The sequence below is a fragment of the Anatilimnocola floriformis genome (assembly GCF_024256385.1).
In the GTDB taxonomy this organism is placed as follows: Bacteria; Planctomycetota; Planctomycetia; order Pirellulales; family Pirellulaceae; genus Anatilimnocola; species Anatilimnocola floriformis.
The window spans coordinates 4,193,646-4,210,195 of the sequence record NZ_JAMLFW010000001.1; the positions used below are offsets into that span (position 1 = coordinate 4,193,646).

11 protein-coding genes are annotated in these 16,550 nt (G+C 58.9%); 4 read left to right on the forward strand and 7 right to left on the reverse strand.

The window, feature by feature from the left end; translation table 11 throughout:
- Nucleotides 1–53: 53 nt before the first annotated feature.
- From M9Q49_RS16150 to tssK, 5 genes are all read right to left on the reverse strand, one after another.
- A complete protein-coding gene (locus tag M9Q49_RS16150; RefSeq protein ID WP_254509835.1) occupies nt 54–752 on the reverse strand; it encodes a sigma-70 family RNA polymerase sigma factor in 699 nt (232 codons plus the stop codon).
- On the reverse strand, nt 749–1,132 hold the full coding sequence (locus M9Q49_RS16155) for a hypothetical protein (protein WP_254509836.1): 384 nt from the start codon (nt 1,130–1,132) through the stop codon (nt 749–751). Before M9Q49_RS16155 ends, M9Q49_RS16150 begins: the two co-directional genes overlap by 4 nt.
- A gap of 98 nt (nt 1,133–1,230) precedes the next feature.
- On the reverse strand, nt 1,231–2,928 hold the full coding sequence (locus tag M9Q49_RS16160; protein ID WP_254509837.1) for a type VI secretion system protein: 1,698 nt from the start codon (nt 2,926–2,928) through the stop codon (nt 1,231–1,233).
- A gap of 46 nt (nt 2,929–2,974) precedes the next feature.
- A complete protein-coding gene (locus tag M9Q49_RS16165; RefSeq protein ID WP_254509838.1) occupies nt 2,975–3,625 on the reverse strand; it encodes a DotU family type IV/VI secretion system protein in 651 nt (216 codons plus the stop codon).
- Nucleotides 3,626–3,628: 3 nt separating this feature from the next.
- Nucleotides 3,629–5,098 carry a type VI secretion system baseplate subunit TssK gene (gene tssK, locus M9Q49_RS16170; RefSeq protein ID WP_254509839.1) on the reverse strand — a complete coding sequence of 490 codons (1,470 nt, stop codon included), beginning with the start codon at nt 5,096–5,098 and terminating at the stop codon, nt 3,629–3,631.
- Between the two features lie 429 nt (nt 5,099–5,527).
- On the opposite strand from tssK, the gene M9Q49_RS16175 reads away from it, so the two are divergent.
- Nucleotides 5,528–6,424, forward strand: a complete 897-nt coding sequence (locus tag M9Q49_RS16175) for a D-alanyl-D-alanine carboxypeptidase family protein (protein ID WP_254509840.1) — start codon at nt 5,528–5,530, stop codon at nt 6,422–6,424.
- A 3-nt stretch (nt 6,425–6,427) separates the two neighbouring features.
- Here M9Q49_RS16175 and M9Q49_RS16180 read toward each other — a convergent pair whose 3' ends face one another.
- Both M9Q49_RS16180 and M9Q49_RS16185 read right to left on the reverse strand, forming a co-directional pair.
- Nucleotides 6,428–8,350: a sodium/solute symporter gene (locus M9Q49_RS16180; RefSeq protein WP_254509841.1), complete on the reverse strand. Its 1,923-nt coding sequence runs from the start codon at nt 8,348–8,350 to the stop codon at nt 6,428–6,430.
- Between the two features lie 54 nt (nt 8,351–8,404).
- Nucleotides 8,405–8,680 (reverse strand): DUF485 domain-containing protein, encoded by a 276-nt coding sequence (locus M9Q49_RS16185; protein ID WP_254509842.1) that lies wholly within the window; start codon nt 8,678–8,680, stop codon nt 8,405–8,407.
- A gap of 187 nt (nt 8,681–8,867) precedes the next feature.
- Here M9Q49_RS16185 and M9Q49_RS16190 point away from each other — a divergent pair, with 187 nt between their 5' ends.
- The 3 genes from M9Q49_RS16190 to M9Q49_RS16200 all read left to right on the forward strand — a co-directional run bounded on the left by M9Q49_RS16190 (nt 8,868) and on the right by M9Q49_RS16200 (nt 16,510).
- Nucleotides 8,868–12,428 (forward strand): DUF4175 family protein, encoded by a 3,561-nt coding sequence (locus M9Q49_RS16190; RefSeq protein ID WP_254509843.1) that lies wholly within the window; start codon nt 8,868–8,870, stop codon nt 12,426–12,428.
- Between the two features lie 189 nt (nt 12,429–12,617).
- Nucleotides 12,618–13,856 (forward strand): DUF1552 domain-containing protein, encoded by a 1,239-nt coding sequence (locus M9Q49_RS16195; RefSeq protein WP_254509844.1) that lies wholly within the window; start codon nt 12,618–12,620, stop codon nt 13,854–13,856.
- Nucleotides 13,857–13,897: 41 nt separating this feature from the next.
- Entirely contained in the window at nt 13,898–16,510 is a 2,613-nt protein-coding gene (locus M9Q49_RS16200) for a DUF1592 domain-containing protein (protein WP_254509845.1), read from the forward strand.
- The last annotated feature ends 40 nt before the right edge of the window (nt 16,511–16,550 follow it).

Genomic DNA, 16,550 nt, shown 5'->3' on the forward strand with positions numbered 1-16,550 from the left:
GCGGTTACTACCACGCACGATTACCTATTAGCGGCCTGATTTGCGGCAAATCGTTAATCCGAAACCTGGAGGCGGCGCAATCCGCGTGCGAGTTGTCCTAGCGCCCGTGCGTGCAATCGGCTTGCCCAGGCTTTGCTGATACCAAGCTTCTCACCGGCTTCCTTCAATGTCAGTCCTTCGAAATACGCACTCTGCAGCAGCGAGCGCGATTCTTCGGGAAGTTCCGCCAGCAGGGCGTGTAAGTTGGCCTTGAGCTCATCATCGAGTAAATCTTGGAATGGCGCGCGAGCGGAAGCATCTTCCAGGTGCGGCGCTTCGCGACCTTCTTCCGACGCATGGCTCAGTAAAAAGACGACGCTAAGCTGGGCGCTGGTGTCTTGCAACCACGCGGCCTGATCGCCCGTATCGGCCGATTTTTCGCCAGCCGTGTCGGCGGCATCGGTCGCGAGAGTGTCGTTGGCCAGGCGGTCGTATTTTTGCCGGCAGGTAGTGACGCGGCGGGCCCACGACATTTGCGAAGTGCCGTCCAGAATCGCACCGCGAATGCGATGGTAGGCAAACGTCGAGAACTGCACCCCACGGTCGGGATCGAAATCGGCAGCGGCTTGCATCAAGCCGAGTTGGCCGTAGGAGATCAAATCGTCGAGTTCCATGAACGGCGGCAAGCTGCGATGAATGCCGCGGGCAATCGCTCGCACCAAACCTTGATGGGTGAAGACGAGTTGATCGATCTGATGCTTGGCCAGCGTCATGCTGCCTCTCCCAACCGAGCCCACAACTCGGAAAGTCGTTGCTGTGCAGCCGGATCCTCAAGCAGCGAACTCGCAATCCAGGCATTCATCCGCCGAGACAATGCCTCGCGCGAAGCAATCATCGGCATCTGCACGGCGAGGCAAGCGGCAACAAGCTCGATCGCGATCGGATCAAGCGATAGCGGTTCACCGGGATAACGCCGCGCGACTTCTAGCAGAGCAGCAAAAACTTGAGGACTGAGCTCACGCGTAGATGCGATGTTGGCGACGGTTTGGCTCATGACTTCCTTGAGGAAGTCGGGACCGGCAGCGGAATCATCGGCCTGCTCTTCATGCGTGACTTCGATGGGACGCTGATCATCTCGGCGTTGGTTTGTCATCAGCCATTCGGCGCTCGCGACTAGGAACTGGGGGCTGGGGAAATGCAATTTCGAATGCACAATCCCCAGCCCCTAGATCCCAGTCCCAAGCACCCTCCTTACCGCAGGAACTTCGTATACATAAACACGCCGATCAGGCCGACCACCAGTGCGCCGCTGAGCAGCATGCCGACGCGGGCCCAGGTGTGGTAGCCGGCATCGTCGCGGAGCGCGGTTTCGGTCCACTGCAGGTTGTCCTGCTCGAGCATATAGAGCTTTTGATCGAACAGGCTCCGCAAGAAGCCAGCGGCACCTTCAACTTCGCCGGTGGCGGCGAAGTAGCAGCCGCAGAAGAGCATCGGCCGCGAACCGTCGGTCTCGCGAATGTCCTGCAGGCCGTAGGCGTCTGTTAAGAAGAACTCGAGCCCTTCGATGAACTTGCCGCGGGTCTTGCAGATCAAGCTATACAAGCGGTCGTTGCCGGGCTTGTTGTAGCCGTCCTCTTCCTTGAACAGGGCGTAAATATTGTCCTCGAACGAGCCGCAAGAATTGGTTGCCAGTTGTTGCAGACGTTCGATCGTCGGCGGATTCCAAGTCTTGAAACTCGAGCCCAGGCGTTGATCGCGAGCTCGCGAGGTGCCGACGCGACGGATGAGTTCGATGAAGCCGCGCTCGTGCTCCATGCCGCCGATCAGCGACACCACGGGGCAGCGGAGTCGCGTGCTCTGCTGCACAATGCGCAGATCCTCACGCACCGCGCCGGCCAACTGCCGGCATTGCTCGTCGCCACGGCGGAGCATTTGGAACGGCGTGACCGTCATCACACCGTTTAGCGGGCAGAGCGGTTCGCGAGCGCGGGAAATGAGCGTGCAGAGGTATTCGAGCCGGGCGGCCTGGTAGGCGGATTCTTGTTTGGAAAGGATCGCCACGCCGGTACCCGCATCGCTTGCGCCGGCGTGCATCGTTGAAGCGCCACCACCGCCGGGCATCATGGTGCCGGCCAGTTGAGCGCGCGAAAGTGTAGCCGGTGGAGGACTGCTGCCGACCGAAGTGCCACGCATCGAGTCGTTCGGCGCGTTGCCAACCGTCGTGCCGCTCGATACTCCCGGCTTGTCGCTACCCGATACCATCGTGCCGCGAATTCCTTCGCCGGCGCGAACGGTATCTTCGACATTGAATCGGCTGCGGCCCACTTCGGTGAAACCGAGCTGATGCAGTTTGCTCGACCGGCAGCAATCGACGGCGAAAATATAGACTGCGGTCAGTTTGTCTTCGACGCCGGCGATCTTCTCATCGATGGCGGCATAAAAGTGGAGCGGCTTGTTGTTGCCCTGCGGCTCGCCTTGAACGGCGAATTTGATCGATGTCGAGCGCATCAGCGAGCGCATCTGTTTTTCGTCGCGGGCGCCGAGCACCAAAAAGACCGGCGTGTTCGTCAGCGAAATGCCGGCCCCTTCGAGCGCCGCGATGCCTTCTTTCCAAGCTGCATCGATATCGGGGAATCGCGAGACCGAGCCTTCGAGCCAAAACCGCACGGCGACATAAACGACCGGCGGCGTGAGAAACATGAGCACGATCGACGGCACGAATGACTGTCGCAACCAAGAGCCGCGATCGGCGTTGGTGGGATCGATCCCCAAAAATTGATACGCGGCCGAGATGACCGTGAACAACAACATGAACAAGAAAACCACAATCGCCACGCGCATGGCCAGCGACACGCCCCGAAACCAACTCGACGCGCCCACGAGCGCAGCCGGGGTCATGAAGACGAGTTGGAAGGGATAGCTGATAACGTTCAGGATGTGGTTGATCATGCGGAGTTGAACATTCGGACGCTATGTGCCTCGAAGGGAGCAGCTCTTACTGCAGCAGGATGTAAATGAGCGGCAAACAAACGGCGGCAATAATCGCAAACATCACCGCCGTGCCGAGCAACGTTTGTTCGCCATCGAGTGGCGGCGCAAAGTCGGCTTGTTTGCTGGTATCCGAAATCGCAGGCCGGTCTTGTTGCAGACGGATGGCCTGTGATTGCCGTTTGGTCCAGGTTTTCAAATCGGGTGGCAGTTGCAGGCTCTCGATGATTCGCATGCGGTCTTCGGTATTGGCGTTTTCGTAAAAGCCGCGGAAGCCGAGAACGACGCAGATATAGAAAACTTCGAGTGCATCTTTGCTGCCGAGTCGGCCCGCTTCGTTCGCGCGGGCGTAAAAATCGTGATTCGCCAGGCCTTGGCCGTGGTAGTCGATCTCCAAGGAGTTCGACAGCCACCAATCGCGACCCTCCCATTCACGGACGGTCGCCAGTTCGGAATCGATCCAGGCGATGAGTGCATACTTCGCGTAGCGAGACCATTCGTCCGATTCGCTAAGCATCGTTCCCGCGGTTTGCAGTTGCGCAGCGATGCGAGCCTTTTCTTCGAGCGCGTTTACCTTCTGGCCACGATCGATCCGGTCGAACAGATCGAGGACGTAGGCAAAGACAGGATCAACGGCTTTGGCGAAGCGTGGTGTCATAATTTAAAATGGTTTCACCGCGAACAAAGCGAACTGCAAAATAACATTCTGGCCGCGGACCGAAACCACCAGGTCTCGTTTTCCCTGCAGCGACTCGAGGTTGCGAATCAAGTGCGTATTAAGTCGCATGGCCAGAGACTGTTCTTTGTGAACGTACTGCCAGGCCTCGTTGTCGCGCTTTACCTGGTAATACAACCAAGGCCCCTTCGCCGGCAAAATCCGCGGGACGGTCGTGAGCTCTTCCAGCCACACGCCGCGGTGAAAATTGCGGCGGTAGAAGTCGACCATCGTCGCGCTGCCGAACTTCCAGTCGAGGTTGGCGGCGCCGGGCTTGAGGAGTTCACGGCAATCCGATTCCGACAGCGAACCGCGGTTCACACCGATGTACCAGTTCCAGCCTTCGGCCAGCCATTGCGGCTCGAGGTTGACTTGCAAGCCTTGGCCGGCGCCGGTGAAATACCGCTGCACGTACTTTTGATCAGGAATGGCTTGCAGCAGTAGTTCGATTTGCTTCTTCAGCCAATCGAAGATGTAGAACAAGTTGTCGTGATCGTAGCGTGGAAACTCCGGCGGCCGACGATTGGCGCTGAAGATCGACAGCTGACCGATCACGCGGCAGAGTTCTTGATAGGCGGCGTACGGATGCACGCCAGAGGCGAATGTCTGCGTACCGAGGACTGAGTAAGCTTCGTTGAGTCGCAGCAGGATAAACACCCGGCGCATGTCGAGCGGATCGCTCGAAGCCAGCGCGACATCCATATCGGAAATCTGATCGGCGAGCACACCAATGCATTCGCCAATTCGATCGTAAATGACGCGAATGATATCGCGCGCCAGCGGCGGCCACGATTCCACGGCGATCAGCGGCGGAATGTATTCGGCATCGAGCTCGGGCGCTGAAGCCGCACCGCCGGCCCGCTTCACCTGGCCGATCGGCAGCACTTCATAGCCCGTAAGGTTCTGCGTCGAGAGCATCAGCCGCACGTTCATCGCGCGGAACTCGATCTCCTGATCGTTGCCACCTTCGTTTTCATCCTGAATGCTCTTCAGATCGATGCCGAAGCGGGCGTCGGCTGACGTTTCTTTCGGGCCGGTGTTCTTCCGGCCGAGCATCAGTCGCGGCACGGCGAGAAACACTCGGACCTTGGCTTCTTTTTCAAACGCTTCGGCCAGGTTGACGGCGTCGAGCGTTTTACCGGTGAGCGATTCTTTCAGATCAAGACGATCGGGATCCTGGCCGGCTTCGAGATGAACGATCGTGCCGTCCTTCAGACGGGCTTGCAACTGCGTGACTTGAAACTGGTTGTTGGCGATCGCGGGCCGACTGATAGAGAGGGTTCGCAGGCCGTAGTAATAAGGATGATCGATCTGCTCGCTAACGTCGTTGACTTCGGTCCAATAGCGTTCCGCCGCTTGGAAGTGCTGGGGCCGAAGGAACATCCCCTCGTACCAATAAACCGGTTGATTACGCATCGGGCTCAGTTTCCTTCGGCAGTGCGTAGCCCGCCGGCAACGTGTTTGCGCAGTGGTTGAGTGGAAGGACGGCGCGCATTCACAGATGGCATCTTCGGCAATGAGGCCCTAAACATGCAGGTTCCCTCTCCGTGCCCGAACAACGTGCTTCCTCGCCACTTGCGGCGTGACCAGAACAATCGACCGTACTGTTGACGCATCACCCGATAAGACTTGGAGTTACGATACCGCATTGCAAACGGATTGCAACGGCGGCAGAGTTGCTAAGCGTATAGCCGTTGTGATTGTGACAAGATTCAAATTCCTGCTCCGTCTCCTAGGTACTCCGGAGAGAAGTAGGAGTGAGGGGTCGAACCCAGTTGTGACTTTCCCTTCCGATGCCCCTACACTGAATTCACGCCATTGAACCGAACACCTAGGCACTCACCCATGAACCGCCGCAACTTTCTCCTTTCGAGCGCGCTCGCGCTAACCTGCTCTCGATCGTTTGCTCAAGATCCCAAACAAAAACCCGATCGTCTCGCCGGCCCGCCTCTGGTAACCGCCAAGGGTTGGGCGATCATCGACGCCGAGAACGGCAAATTTCTCTGGGGAGAGCACGAGAATGAACCGCTCGTCATTGCCAGCACCACCAAAATCATGACGGCTTGGCTGACGTTGCAGTTGGCCAAAGACAAGCCGGAGTTTTTGCAGCAGCGAGTCACTATTTCCGAAGCTGCGGCGAAAACGACTGGTTCATCGGCAAAGGTCGAAGCCGGCGATCGGTTCGTGCTGCGAGAGTTGCTGCACGGCTTACTCTTGCCATCGGGCAACGATGCCGCGGCCGCCATCGCCGAGCATTGCGGTCCGGCGTATCGACAGAAGGGTGATCCAGACGATGCCGTTGAAGCCTTCGTTGCGCAGATGAATCGTCAGGCCAACGACTGGAAACTCGCGCAGACCAAGTATTTTGATCCTCACGGTTTGGGAAAGAACCATGCGAGCCCGGCGAACCTCGCGCAGATCGCCTGGCAGGCGATGCAGAACGAAACATTTCGGAAGATCGTTTCCACTCGCCGTTACGAAGGAACTGCCGTCGACGCCAAGGATGAAAAGCGAACCGTCGTCTGGAACAACACCAACCGCTTGCTCGAGATCGAAGGTTTCGTAGGTATTAAAACCGGTACGACGACCGCGGCTGGCAACTGCCTGGTCTCGCAAGGTCAGCGCGGCAAAGACAAGCTGATCATCGTTGTCCTCGGCAGCACGAGCGCCGACGGCAGGTACGTCGACACTCGAAATCTCTACCGCTGGGCTTGGCGGGAGCGAGGGCACAAGGATGAATAGCGTCTAGCTTTGGGGAACTTCTTCCTGCGGCTTGGTCATCAATGACACCACAATCAGCACCAAGAAACCCAGCGGCACGGTGATGATCGCCGGTTGACTGAATGGCGCGAGGGATTGTTCGGCTTTCAGCTTGTAGAGACTGGTGAAAGCGTCAGCGCTGAGCAGCACCCAGGCCAGCGAACTGATCATGCCGACGAAAATCGCGGCGGTGATGCCTTGCTTCGTCGTCCGCTTCCAGAAAAGGACCATGATTAGCGACGGCAAGTTGGCCGACGCGGCGATATTGAACGCCCAGCCGACGAGGAACGTCACGTTAAAGCTCTCGAACAAAATACCGAGAACAATCGCGATGCCGCCGACCACCACGGCGGAGATTTTGCCGGCCCGCACTTTTTCGTGATCGGTCATTTCCCACTTGAGGAAGTTCGAGAGCAGGTCGTGCGCAACCGCGCCGCTCGCCGCGAGAATCAAACCGCTAACCGTGCCGAGCACCGTAGTAAACGCAATCGCCGAAATCACTGCGAACATGAACTCGCCGAATTTGCGCGCGAGGAGCGGAGCGGCCATGTTGGTGCTCGTGGGATCGAGCACGCCGCTGGTCATCGCACCCAGGCCCAGATAAAGCGTGAGAATATAGAAGAAGCCGATGCTGGCGATGCCGATGACCGTACTTTTGCGGGCAGCCGATTCGTCCTTCACCGTGTAATAGCGAATCAGAATGTGTGGCAGCGAAGCCGTGCCGCCGAACAGCGCGAGCATGAGCGAAAAGAAGTTCAACTTGTCTTGCCACTTCGGGCTGCGCACGCCAGCAAACGTCGGGCTCGCGCCCGGCATCATCAGATCGCTGCCCGATTTCACCGTGGGATAATAGATGGCCGTCTCCAGGCCGGCAGCGTCTTTCAGCTTGAGATTCGACCAGGTTTCGACTTCGCTTTGCTGCAGCGTCGACAGGTACGAGAACGGCCCGAGTGGCGCCGTCTTCGTCGCATCTCCGGGCAAACTCACTACACGACCGACCGGCATAAAGTCATGTTTGCCCCGTTCCTGCGGCAGGCCATTCACATGCACCTTGCCGTTGATCACTTGCGACGATTGCACTTCCTGCATTTCGACGGTCGCCGTCCGTTTCACTTTGTGCCAGACGCGCACCGTGCCATCCTTGTTCTTCACCAGGCTGAAGTCTTTCGCTTTCTCGGCAGTCCAGTCTCCCGTTCGCGGCAGGATCTCGAAATCTCCGCCGCCACCTGTTTCGAAATCACTCAGCAAGCGTGACTCGTATTTGTTCGCCGTCGACTGCGCGTCGGTCGTGAAACCCGCTCGCAAGATCATCCCTGTGAGAATCGTGCAGAACAGCACGAGCAACGCGCCTTTGATGAATTGCACCCACGTGGTCGAAACCATCCCCGCCGTGACCACGATCATTACCACGACCACGCCGACACCGACCACCCCGACCCAATGCTGCTCCACTCCGAGCAACGGCTTGATGAGGGCGCCAGCGCCGACCATTTGCGGAATGAGATAGAACAGGCTAACCACTAGCGTGCTGATGGCCGCAGCCAGCTTGATGCCCTGGCTATGAAACTTGGCATCGAGCGCGTCGGCAAACGTGAATTTGCCCATCCGCTTCAGCGGCTCGGCGATTACCAGCAGCGCTACAATCCAGCCCGCGAGATAACCAATCGAATAGAGAAAGCCGTCATATCCGTAGAAGGCAATCAACCCGCAAATGCCGAGGAACGACGCCGCCGACAAATAATCGCCAGCAAAGGCCACGCCGTTGACCAGCCAGGGAATTTCGCCATGTGCCGCGTAATAGCCCGAAGCCGACTTGGCCTTCGAGCCCAAGTAAAAGCTGATGGCCAGCACTACTGCGACGAAGAAACCGAACACGGCAATCGCCGAATAGGACGTTTCGTGAATCATGACAGGCAATCGCTGCGAAGAACGGAGAGAAGGGAGCCGAACAAGAAGACAGCGTTATGACGCCGACGAGGTGAGATTCTTGCAGAGAAGCATGTAAACGATCGAGACGATAAACGCCCCGAAAATTAAACCAAAGCCGTACAGCACCGCGACATTCACACCGCCCAGCGAAGCCTGCCGCAAAATGCCCCGGCCACTTTCGGAAGCCGATAGCCCGACAAAGCCGATATAAGCAGCCAAATAAAACACAAACAGCACAATGCCCAAGCGGGCGTTGTAACTGCGAATGGCCAAAACTTCGGCGGACGGCGGCGGGGGAGGCTTATTCATAGGTGGCCAGAATAACAACGGCGTTGCCGATTGTCACGTGGAACCGCAGTTGGAATAACTTGGCCACGTCACCTAAGATGGGGGCAGGGTTGAAGAGACGAAGAGATGAAGGGACGAAGAGTGGATGACTCTTTGCTCTTCCTCCCTTCAACCCATCGTCTCTTGTCCCTTCGTCATTCTCTCCCCTATGCTTCAACCCCGCATCACTGCCATTCGCCGCCGAGTGAGCCAGGCACAAGCTGGTCGAGCGTGGGGCTGGACGGTCGGCGCGATTGCCGCTGCGGCGTTGCTCGCTGGTGGAATCGATGCGGCGTTTCGCCTGCGCGCCTGGCCGTTGCGCTTGATGCTGACGGCGGGTGTGGTTGCGGTGGCGGTCGTCGCCATCCGCCGTTGGTTGCTTCCCTGGTGGCAGACGACCCACAGCGATGTACAAATTGCCCGGCGGCTGGAAATGCTCCATCCGCGCCTTGGCGAGCGACTTTCCTCAGCCCTCGCTTTTTTACAGCAGGGAACCGCCGATGCTCGCGAAGGCTCGCTGGAACTCCGCTACGCCGTCGTCGCCGAGGCCGAAGCCATCGCCGCCGATCTTCCGTTGGAAAAGTCGATCGACACCAGGCCGCGCAATCGCGCGCTGGCAGTCTGTATCATCATCGCGCTGGTTGCCATCGGCCTGGCGATCTGGCGGCCGGCGAACTTCGGCCGTGCTGTTGTGCGACTCGCCTGGCCCATCGGTGGTCCTGTTTGGCCGCCGCGGCATCAGTTGAAATTGCTCGCGGCGCCAGCAGCCGTGGCCCTCGGCCAAAGTTTCGAAGTGCAGCTAGTCGATCTAAATGGCCGGCCGCCGGATGATGCCGCGATCACGCTGCACTACGATCAGCCGGCGCGGCGCACTGAGCGTGTACTGCTGCAGCAACGAGGCGACAAGCTGGTCTTTCGCATCGAACAGGTCCTGCAAGGTTTTCGCTATCGCGTCACCGGCGGCGATGACGATTCTCTGCCGGAAATCGAACTCGTCGTCGTTCAGCCGCCGAAGCTCAATGATCTCGTAGCCGTTATCGAACCTCCGGCGTACTCGGGTCTGAAACCAGAACGGACCGGCCGTTTGATCAAGCTGCTCGCTGGTTCACGCTTGTCCGTTTCGGGCAAACTCGATCGCGCGGCAAAGGTCGTCAATCTGGTCTCGACGGCGAAAGAGCAGGTGCCCACGACTACTCTGTCGAATGACGCGTTGTCGTTTGAATCGGTGAGCGATGTCCCGTGGCAACCCAAGAAATCCGATCACGTTTGGATCGAACTCGTCGATGAAACCGGCAGTGTTACCGGTCGCGATGGTCCGCTTGAAATCCAGGTCGTCGCCGACTCTGCACCGTCGATCTCGTGGGAACAGCCTGGCGATCACAGCGCGTTCACCGCACAAGCCCTCGTGCCGCTCGCAGCCGTGGTGAAAGATGACCTTGCGGTGCAGCGTGTTGAACTCCGCTTCGTCACGATTGGCAGCGAGCCGATGACGCCGCAAGCGGTCGTCCTCTTTTCGAAAGATCAGCCCCCTGCGAAGTCGCTGGGTGAAGGTGACTCGCGGTCGGTAACGCACGCCTGGGATCTGTCGCAGTTAACGCTTGCTGCCGAAGGAGCTGCGTTCTCGATTCAGATTGCGGCGCGAGATTTTCTCGGTCAAGAAACACTTTCGCCGCCTCGGCGCATCAGCCTGATCTCGACGCAAGATTTGCAAAATCGCCTTGTGCAACGGCAGGGAGCAATTCTGGAACAATTAGGCGAAGTCCTGCGTTTGCAGCGGCAGGCTCGCACGCTCATCGGTGAGGTTTCTGCCCGCCAAGCCGATGAAGGGAAATGGCAGCCGCGCGATCTCGATGTGCTGCAAAGTGCCGATCTGCAGCAACGGCAGGTCCAGCGACTGCTCGCCAATCCCGACGACGGCCTGGCGAAACAGATCGAGCAGTTGCTCGCCGAGTTGAAATCGAATCGTCTGGGCGAAGAAGGAATCAGCAGCCGCATGCAATCGCTGCAAAAGCAGGTTCGCCGCCTGACCGAAGACGTGCTGCCGCCTCTCGAAGAAGAGTTGGCCACCGCGCTCAAGTCGGCCCGCCTGCGCTCCGAAGGCTGTGCCGAAGACGTTCCGCTGCCGCTCGGCGGCGTTACGCAGCATCAAGACCAGGCCGTAGCCGCGCTCGAATCGATGCTCGGCGAACTTGCCCAGTGGGATAGCTTCAGCCGCATTTCGCGCGAGGTCGGATTGCTGAAGCAGGAGCAACAAAAGTTGCGCGAGCAAACAGAAAGTGTCCGCGTAGCTCTCGCACTCGCCGAACGAGATGCCGAGCCGCTGAATCTCGCTCGCCAGTCGGCGCAGCGGCAACTCGAAGCCGCCCGGCAGTTCGACAAGCTGCAGCAACGGATGGAAACGCTCCTCGCCAAATTGCAAGACAGCGATCCACTCGCGGCCGGCAGTCTCGCCGATGCGCTCGATGCCGCTCAGCGACTCGCCATCGGCGGTCAGATGCGTTCGGCCGCTCGGCAACTCCAAGACACGCGGGCTGGCAACGCGGTGCAGACGCAAGATCAGGTTCTCACCGGTTTGAACGAAGTCCTCGACCGCCTTGCCAGTCGTCGCGATCAAGATGCCAAACGCCAGCTCGCCTCGCTCAACGCGGCTGCCATTGAACTGAATCAGCTTGGCGCTCGCAGCGAAAATCTCGCCCGCGAAGCCACCGGAGCCGCTCAATCGAACGATCCGCAAAAACGCCAGCTCCAGCGACTAACGAAAGATGCGCAGCGACTCGCACAAGAAGTCGCCGAACTCGCCCGCAAGCTCGAACGTCTACAAGCCAAAGGCGCCGCCGAGGCGGTAAAGAAGGCCAGTTCTTCTCTCTCGCAAGGAAGCCAATCGGCCAGCGGCGGCAACGGCGACACGGCCGAACAGCAAACCAAATCAGCCTTGGAAGATCTGCAACAAGCCAAAAAGCAGTTGCAACAGGAAATTCAAAAAGCTCAGGAAGACCTCGTTCGTGAGCAACTGGCCCGCCTTGAAACCGAACTCGCCGGATTGCTCAAGCGGCAACAAAATCTGCTCGGCGAAACGCAGCGTCTCGAAGCTGCCCGCCAAAAAAACAACGGCACGCTCGGCCGGGCGCAGCAAGCGTCGCTCCGCGATCTCGCCGAAGAACAGCGGCAGCTGGCCGATGCGGTTGAGCAAAGTAGCCAGGCGTTTTCTTCCGGCGAATCGTTCGATCTGGCCCTCGCTGGCGTCCGTCAGCAGATGCAGCGCGCCCACCGCAGCCTCGCTCGCAGCCTCACCGACGCTGCTACGCAAACCGCCCAACAGCAAGCCATCGCTCGCCTGCAACAACTCCTCGCCGCCGCCCGTTCGCAGGCCGACGAACAACCGATGGACGACAACAATCAGCAACAAGGCCCCGGCCAGCAGCAAGAAGGCGCTCCCGAGGTCCGCAGCATCGGCGAACTCCGCCTGCTGCAGCAGTTGCAACTCGAAATCAACCGCCGCACCACGGAACTCGAAACGGCTCGCGCCAAATCGGGCGAGTTTTCTCCCGAGCAGTTAGCTGAACTGCAGGAACTTGCTGCGGAACAAGGCAAGGTCGCAGAGATCGTTCTCAACTTGATTCAAAAGAAACCGGAAGCAGAGGACGGCGAAAAAGCTCTACCAGAGAAACCATCGCCAGAGAAGAAGCCGGGAAATGGCTTGGATGAAGAACTGCTGAAAGATCTGAAGTAGCATTGTCGCTCACAAATTCTCCATGCAACTATTCCCAACTCGCGATATAGTAAACCACCGCTCACCAAAATCCCCACCGTTAAACCCCTCACCCTAACCCTCTCCCCGGAGTACCGAGGCGAGGGAACCACGGCGACTCAAGCCGCAACTGCAAACTTCAAACTCATAACTTCGAACTGTAAAGTCTCCATGCCCACTCTCAACCGTCGAACGTTCCTCCGCGGCGCCGGCGTCGCCTTCGCCCTGCCGCTGCTCGATGCGATGCAACCAGCCTTTGCCGGCGAGACGAAGGAAGCCGCCATTCCGCGGCGGATGGTCTGCATGGAAACCAACATGGGAATCCTGCCGCAGTACTTCTTTCCCGAGAAGGAAGGCCGCGACTATGAAGGGACGCCCTACCTCGATCGACTCAAGGCCCACCGCGAACAGATGACAGTTTTCAGTGGCGTCAGTTTGCCAGGCGTCACCGGCGCACATGCGGCCGAGAAGTGCTTTCTCACCGGCACGCCACATCCAGAACGCGGCGGTTTTCGAAACTGGGTTTCGCTCGATCAATACGCGGCCGAACACGTCGGCAATCGCACTCGCTATCCGTCGCTCGTTCTAGCCATGAGCGGCGAGGGTGGCACGCTCAGCTTCACCCGCAGCGGCGCGCCAATCTCGGCCGAGCGGAGCCCGAAGAAGCTGTTCAACAAGCTATTCGTGCAGGGCAAAGCCGACGAAGTCGCCGCCAACGTCGAGGCCCTCAAGCAGGGCCGGAGCATGCTCGACTTCGTCGGCGATCAGTCGAAGCGACTGAACCGCAGCTTGTCGAAACCCGATCAACAACGGATGGATCAATATCTGTCGAGTGTTCGCGAACTTGAGCAACGCCTGCACAGCAGCGAGGAATGGGAATACAAACCCAAGCCGACGGTCACGGCCACAGCGCCGGAAGACATCGAAGATCAAAAGGAGTTCATCCGCAAGACGCGACTTATGTTCGATGTGATGAAGCTCGCCCTCGAAACCGATTCGACGCGAATCATCAGCCTCTTCATCGACACAACCGTCATTCACAACATCACCCACCACGGCAACCGCCCCGAGGTGCTCGCCGAATTGCGCGCGAAAGAAGAAGGGCAGTTCGACGCCCTCAACGCGTTCCTCACTGCCCTGGCCGACACCAAGGAAGCAGGCCAATCGCTGCTCGACCGCAGTATGGTTCTGTACGGCACTTGCATGGGCAGCGCGAACTCGCACTCCAACGTCAATCTCCCCGTCCTCATCGCCGGCGGCGGTTTCAAGCACGGCCAGCACTTGGCTTTCGATCAGAAGAATAACTACCCGCTGTCGAATCTGTATCTCTCAATGCTCCACCGCCTCGGCATCGAGACGAACGAATTCTCGACTTCCAAAGGCACGATGCACGGCCTCGACCTCGTCTAGCTCCAACCACCACTGCCCTCCTTCTCCCGATCAGTCCCGCCATGCGCATCTCCGTCCCTCTGTGTCTCTGTGGTGCATTCCTCTTCGCAGCCATCGCCAGCGCGGGAGAAGTCGAGAAGCTATTCTTCAAATCGCACTGCGTCTCCTGCCACGATGCCGACACCAAGGAAGGGGGCCTCGACCTCACGACCTTCAAGCAAGATCTCGCCAACGCCGAGAACTTCGCCCGTTGGATCAAAATCCACGACCGCATCGAATCCGGCGAAATGCCGCCGAAAAACCAGCCGCGGCCGAAGCCAGACGAGATCAACGCAGTCACCAAGTCCTTGCGTGATGAACTCGTTACCGCGGAAACCAAACGCCTCTCCACTAACCGCACCGGCATCCGCCGTTTAACGCGCGCCGAATACGAGAACACCATCCGAGATCTCTTCGACATGCCGGGCATTGCCCTGTATGGCAGCCTGCCAGCTGACGGCAGCGCGCACGGCTTTGATAAGAACAGCGATGCCCTCGACATCTCGCATGTGAACATGGCCAAGTACGTCGAAGCGGCCGATCACATTCTCGATCTGGCGATCGCCACCCAACCACAACCGCCGGTGAAGCAGCTGCAACGGATCTCGCTCGCCCGGCACGTTGGTCACATTCTTGGCAACGGCGATGCAGTGCTGCTGAAAAATAAACAGCCCGATCCCGAGTATCCGCCTGCCGGTGAACAGGGGCACATCGATCAAGGCGCGCACGAAAGAATTGGTTCATTCGAGCGGAACAGCAGCACCGGCGTCTTTCGCCATGAAGACGAGTCGTTCAATCCTTATTTTCTCGACTTCGCGGTCCTCTATCCGGGTCGCTATCGACTCAAAGCGTCGTTCTTCAGCTTCGGCTGGGACAAGGGAACCGTTACGCCCGCGCGCGGCACCGAAGCGGCCCGTCTTTCGGCCGTACAACTGAGCCAGGATGGCCGACATGGTGGCCATCCGAGCTATGTACTCGGCTACTTCGCCGCGCCGTCGCTCGAGTCGCGCGAGCACGAGTTCGTGCACTGGCTGAACTACAAGGAAACGATCGGCTTCAACGCGGCGTCGCTCGCACCTGCTTTCAACTACAACCGCAAGGGTCGGGCGATGGCCTTCGCTGGTCCCGGCATCGGCGTCGATTGGCTCGAGATCGAAGGACCGATCAACAACACCTGGCCGCCGCTGCCACACAAGCTCCTCTTCGGCGAGTTGCCGATCGTTGAGTTCAAACAGGCCGAGCAACCGAACGTGAAACTGCCGAAACGAAAACTGCTGCGGCAGGAAATCGTGCATGTAAGAAATCGTCCCGATCCGACGACGGGGCTTTGGTCGGTGAAGAGCGAGCAACCACTCGTCGATGCCGATCGTTTGCTCGCGACGTTTCTGCCGAAGGCGTTTCGCCGCCCGGTTCCCGCCGAAGTTCGTGAGGCCTACGTCGCAAAGGTCGACGAGCGTTTGCAGGCCGGCGATTGCTTCGAACTGGCGATGCGCTGGGCCTATCGCGCGGCTCTTTGTTCGCCCGATTTTCTGTATCACGTTGAGCCAGTCGAAAACAACGCCAAGGTCGATGAGTACGCGCTCGCCAGTCGCTTGTCGTATTTCTTCTGGAACAGCCAACCCGATGAGCGGCTCCTCGCACTGGCCAAGGACAAAAAACTGGCGAAATCAGAAACGCTGCAGAGCGAAGTTGATCGTCTGTTGAGCGACGCCAAAGCCCAGCGGTTCATCGACGATTTTCTCGGCCAATGGCTGAAGCTGCGGCAGATTGCGGCAACCGATCCAGATCGAAAGTTGTATCCCGAGTTCAGCGCCTACCTGCAAGATTCGATGGTTGCAGAGACACGAGCCTACTTTCGTGAGCTCGTCGAGAAAAACCTTTCAGCTAGCCATTTGATCCGTTCCGATTTCGCGATGGTGAACGAAAAACTCGCGAAGCACTATGGCATCGAAGGGGTGAGCGGCCCGGAGATTCGCCGCGTGCAGTTGCCGGCTGGTTCGCTCCGCGGCGGCTTCCTCACGCAGGCCTCGATTCTGAAGATCACCGCCAACGGCACGACGACGTCGCCTGTTCCGCGCGGCGCCTTTGTGATGGAGCGACTTCTCGGCTTGCCGCCAGAACCGCCGCCGCCGAACATTCCGGCGATCGAACCCGATGTTCGTGGTGCGAGCACCATTCGCGAACAACTGGCCAAGCATCGCGCCGATACCGCCTGTGCGTCCTGCCATGCGAAAATGGATCCGCCGGGCTTTGCCTTGGAAGCCTTCGATGTGATCGGCGGTTTCCGCGAACGCTATCGCTCGATCGGCGACGGTGACACCGCGCCGCGCGGCAACATCGACCCCTTCATCGGCATCAGTTTCAAACTTGGCCCGCAGGTCGATCCCTCCGGCATCCTGCCTGATGATCGGCAGTTCAAAGATGTCCGCGAGTATCAGGAACTGATGGCCGGTAATGAATCCCTGCTGCTGAAGAACCTCGCCCGCCAACTGACGATTTACTCCACCGGCCGAGATCTCGCCTTCGGCGATCGTGAGCCGATCACCACGATCGTCGAACGCACGCAAAAGAGCGGCGGTGGCATTCGGCGGTTGATTCACGAAGTGGTGCAAAGCGAGTTGTTTCGTGCCCCATGAGGCGATTGCAGATGGCGGATCGCAGAATGCAGATTGGAAG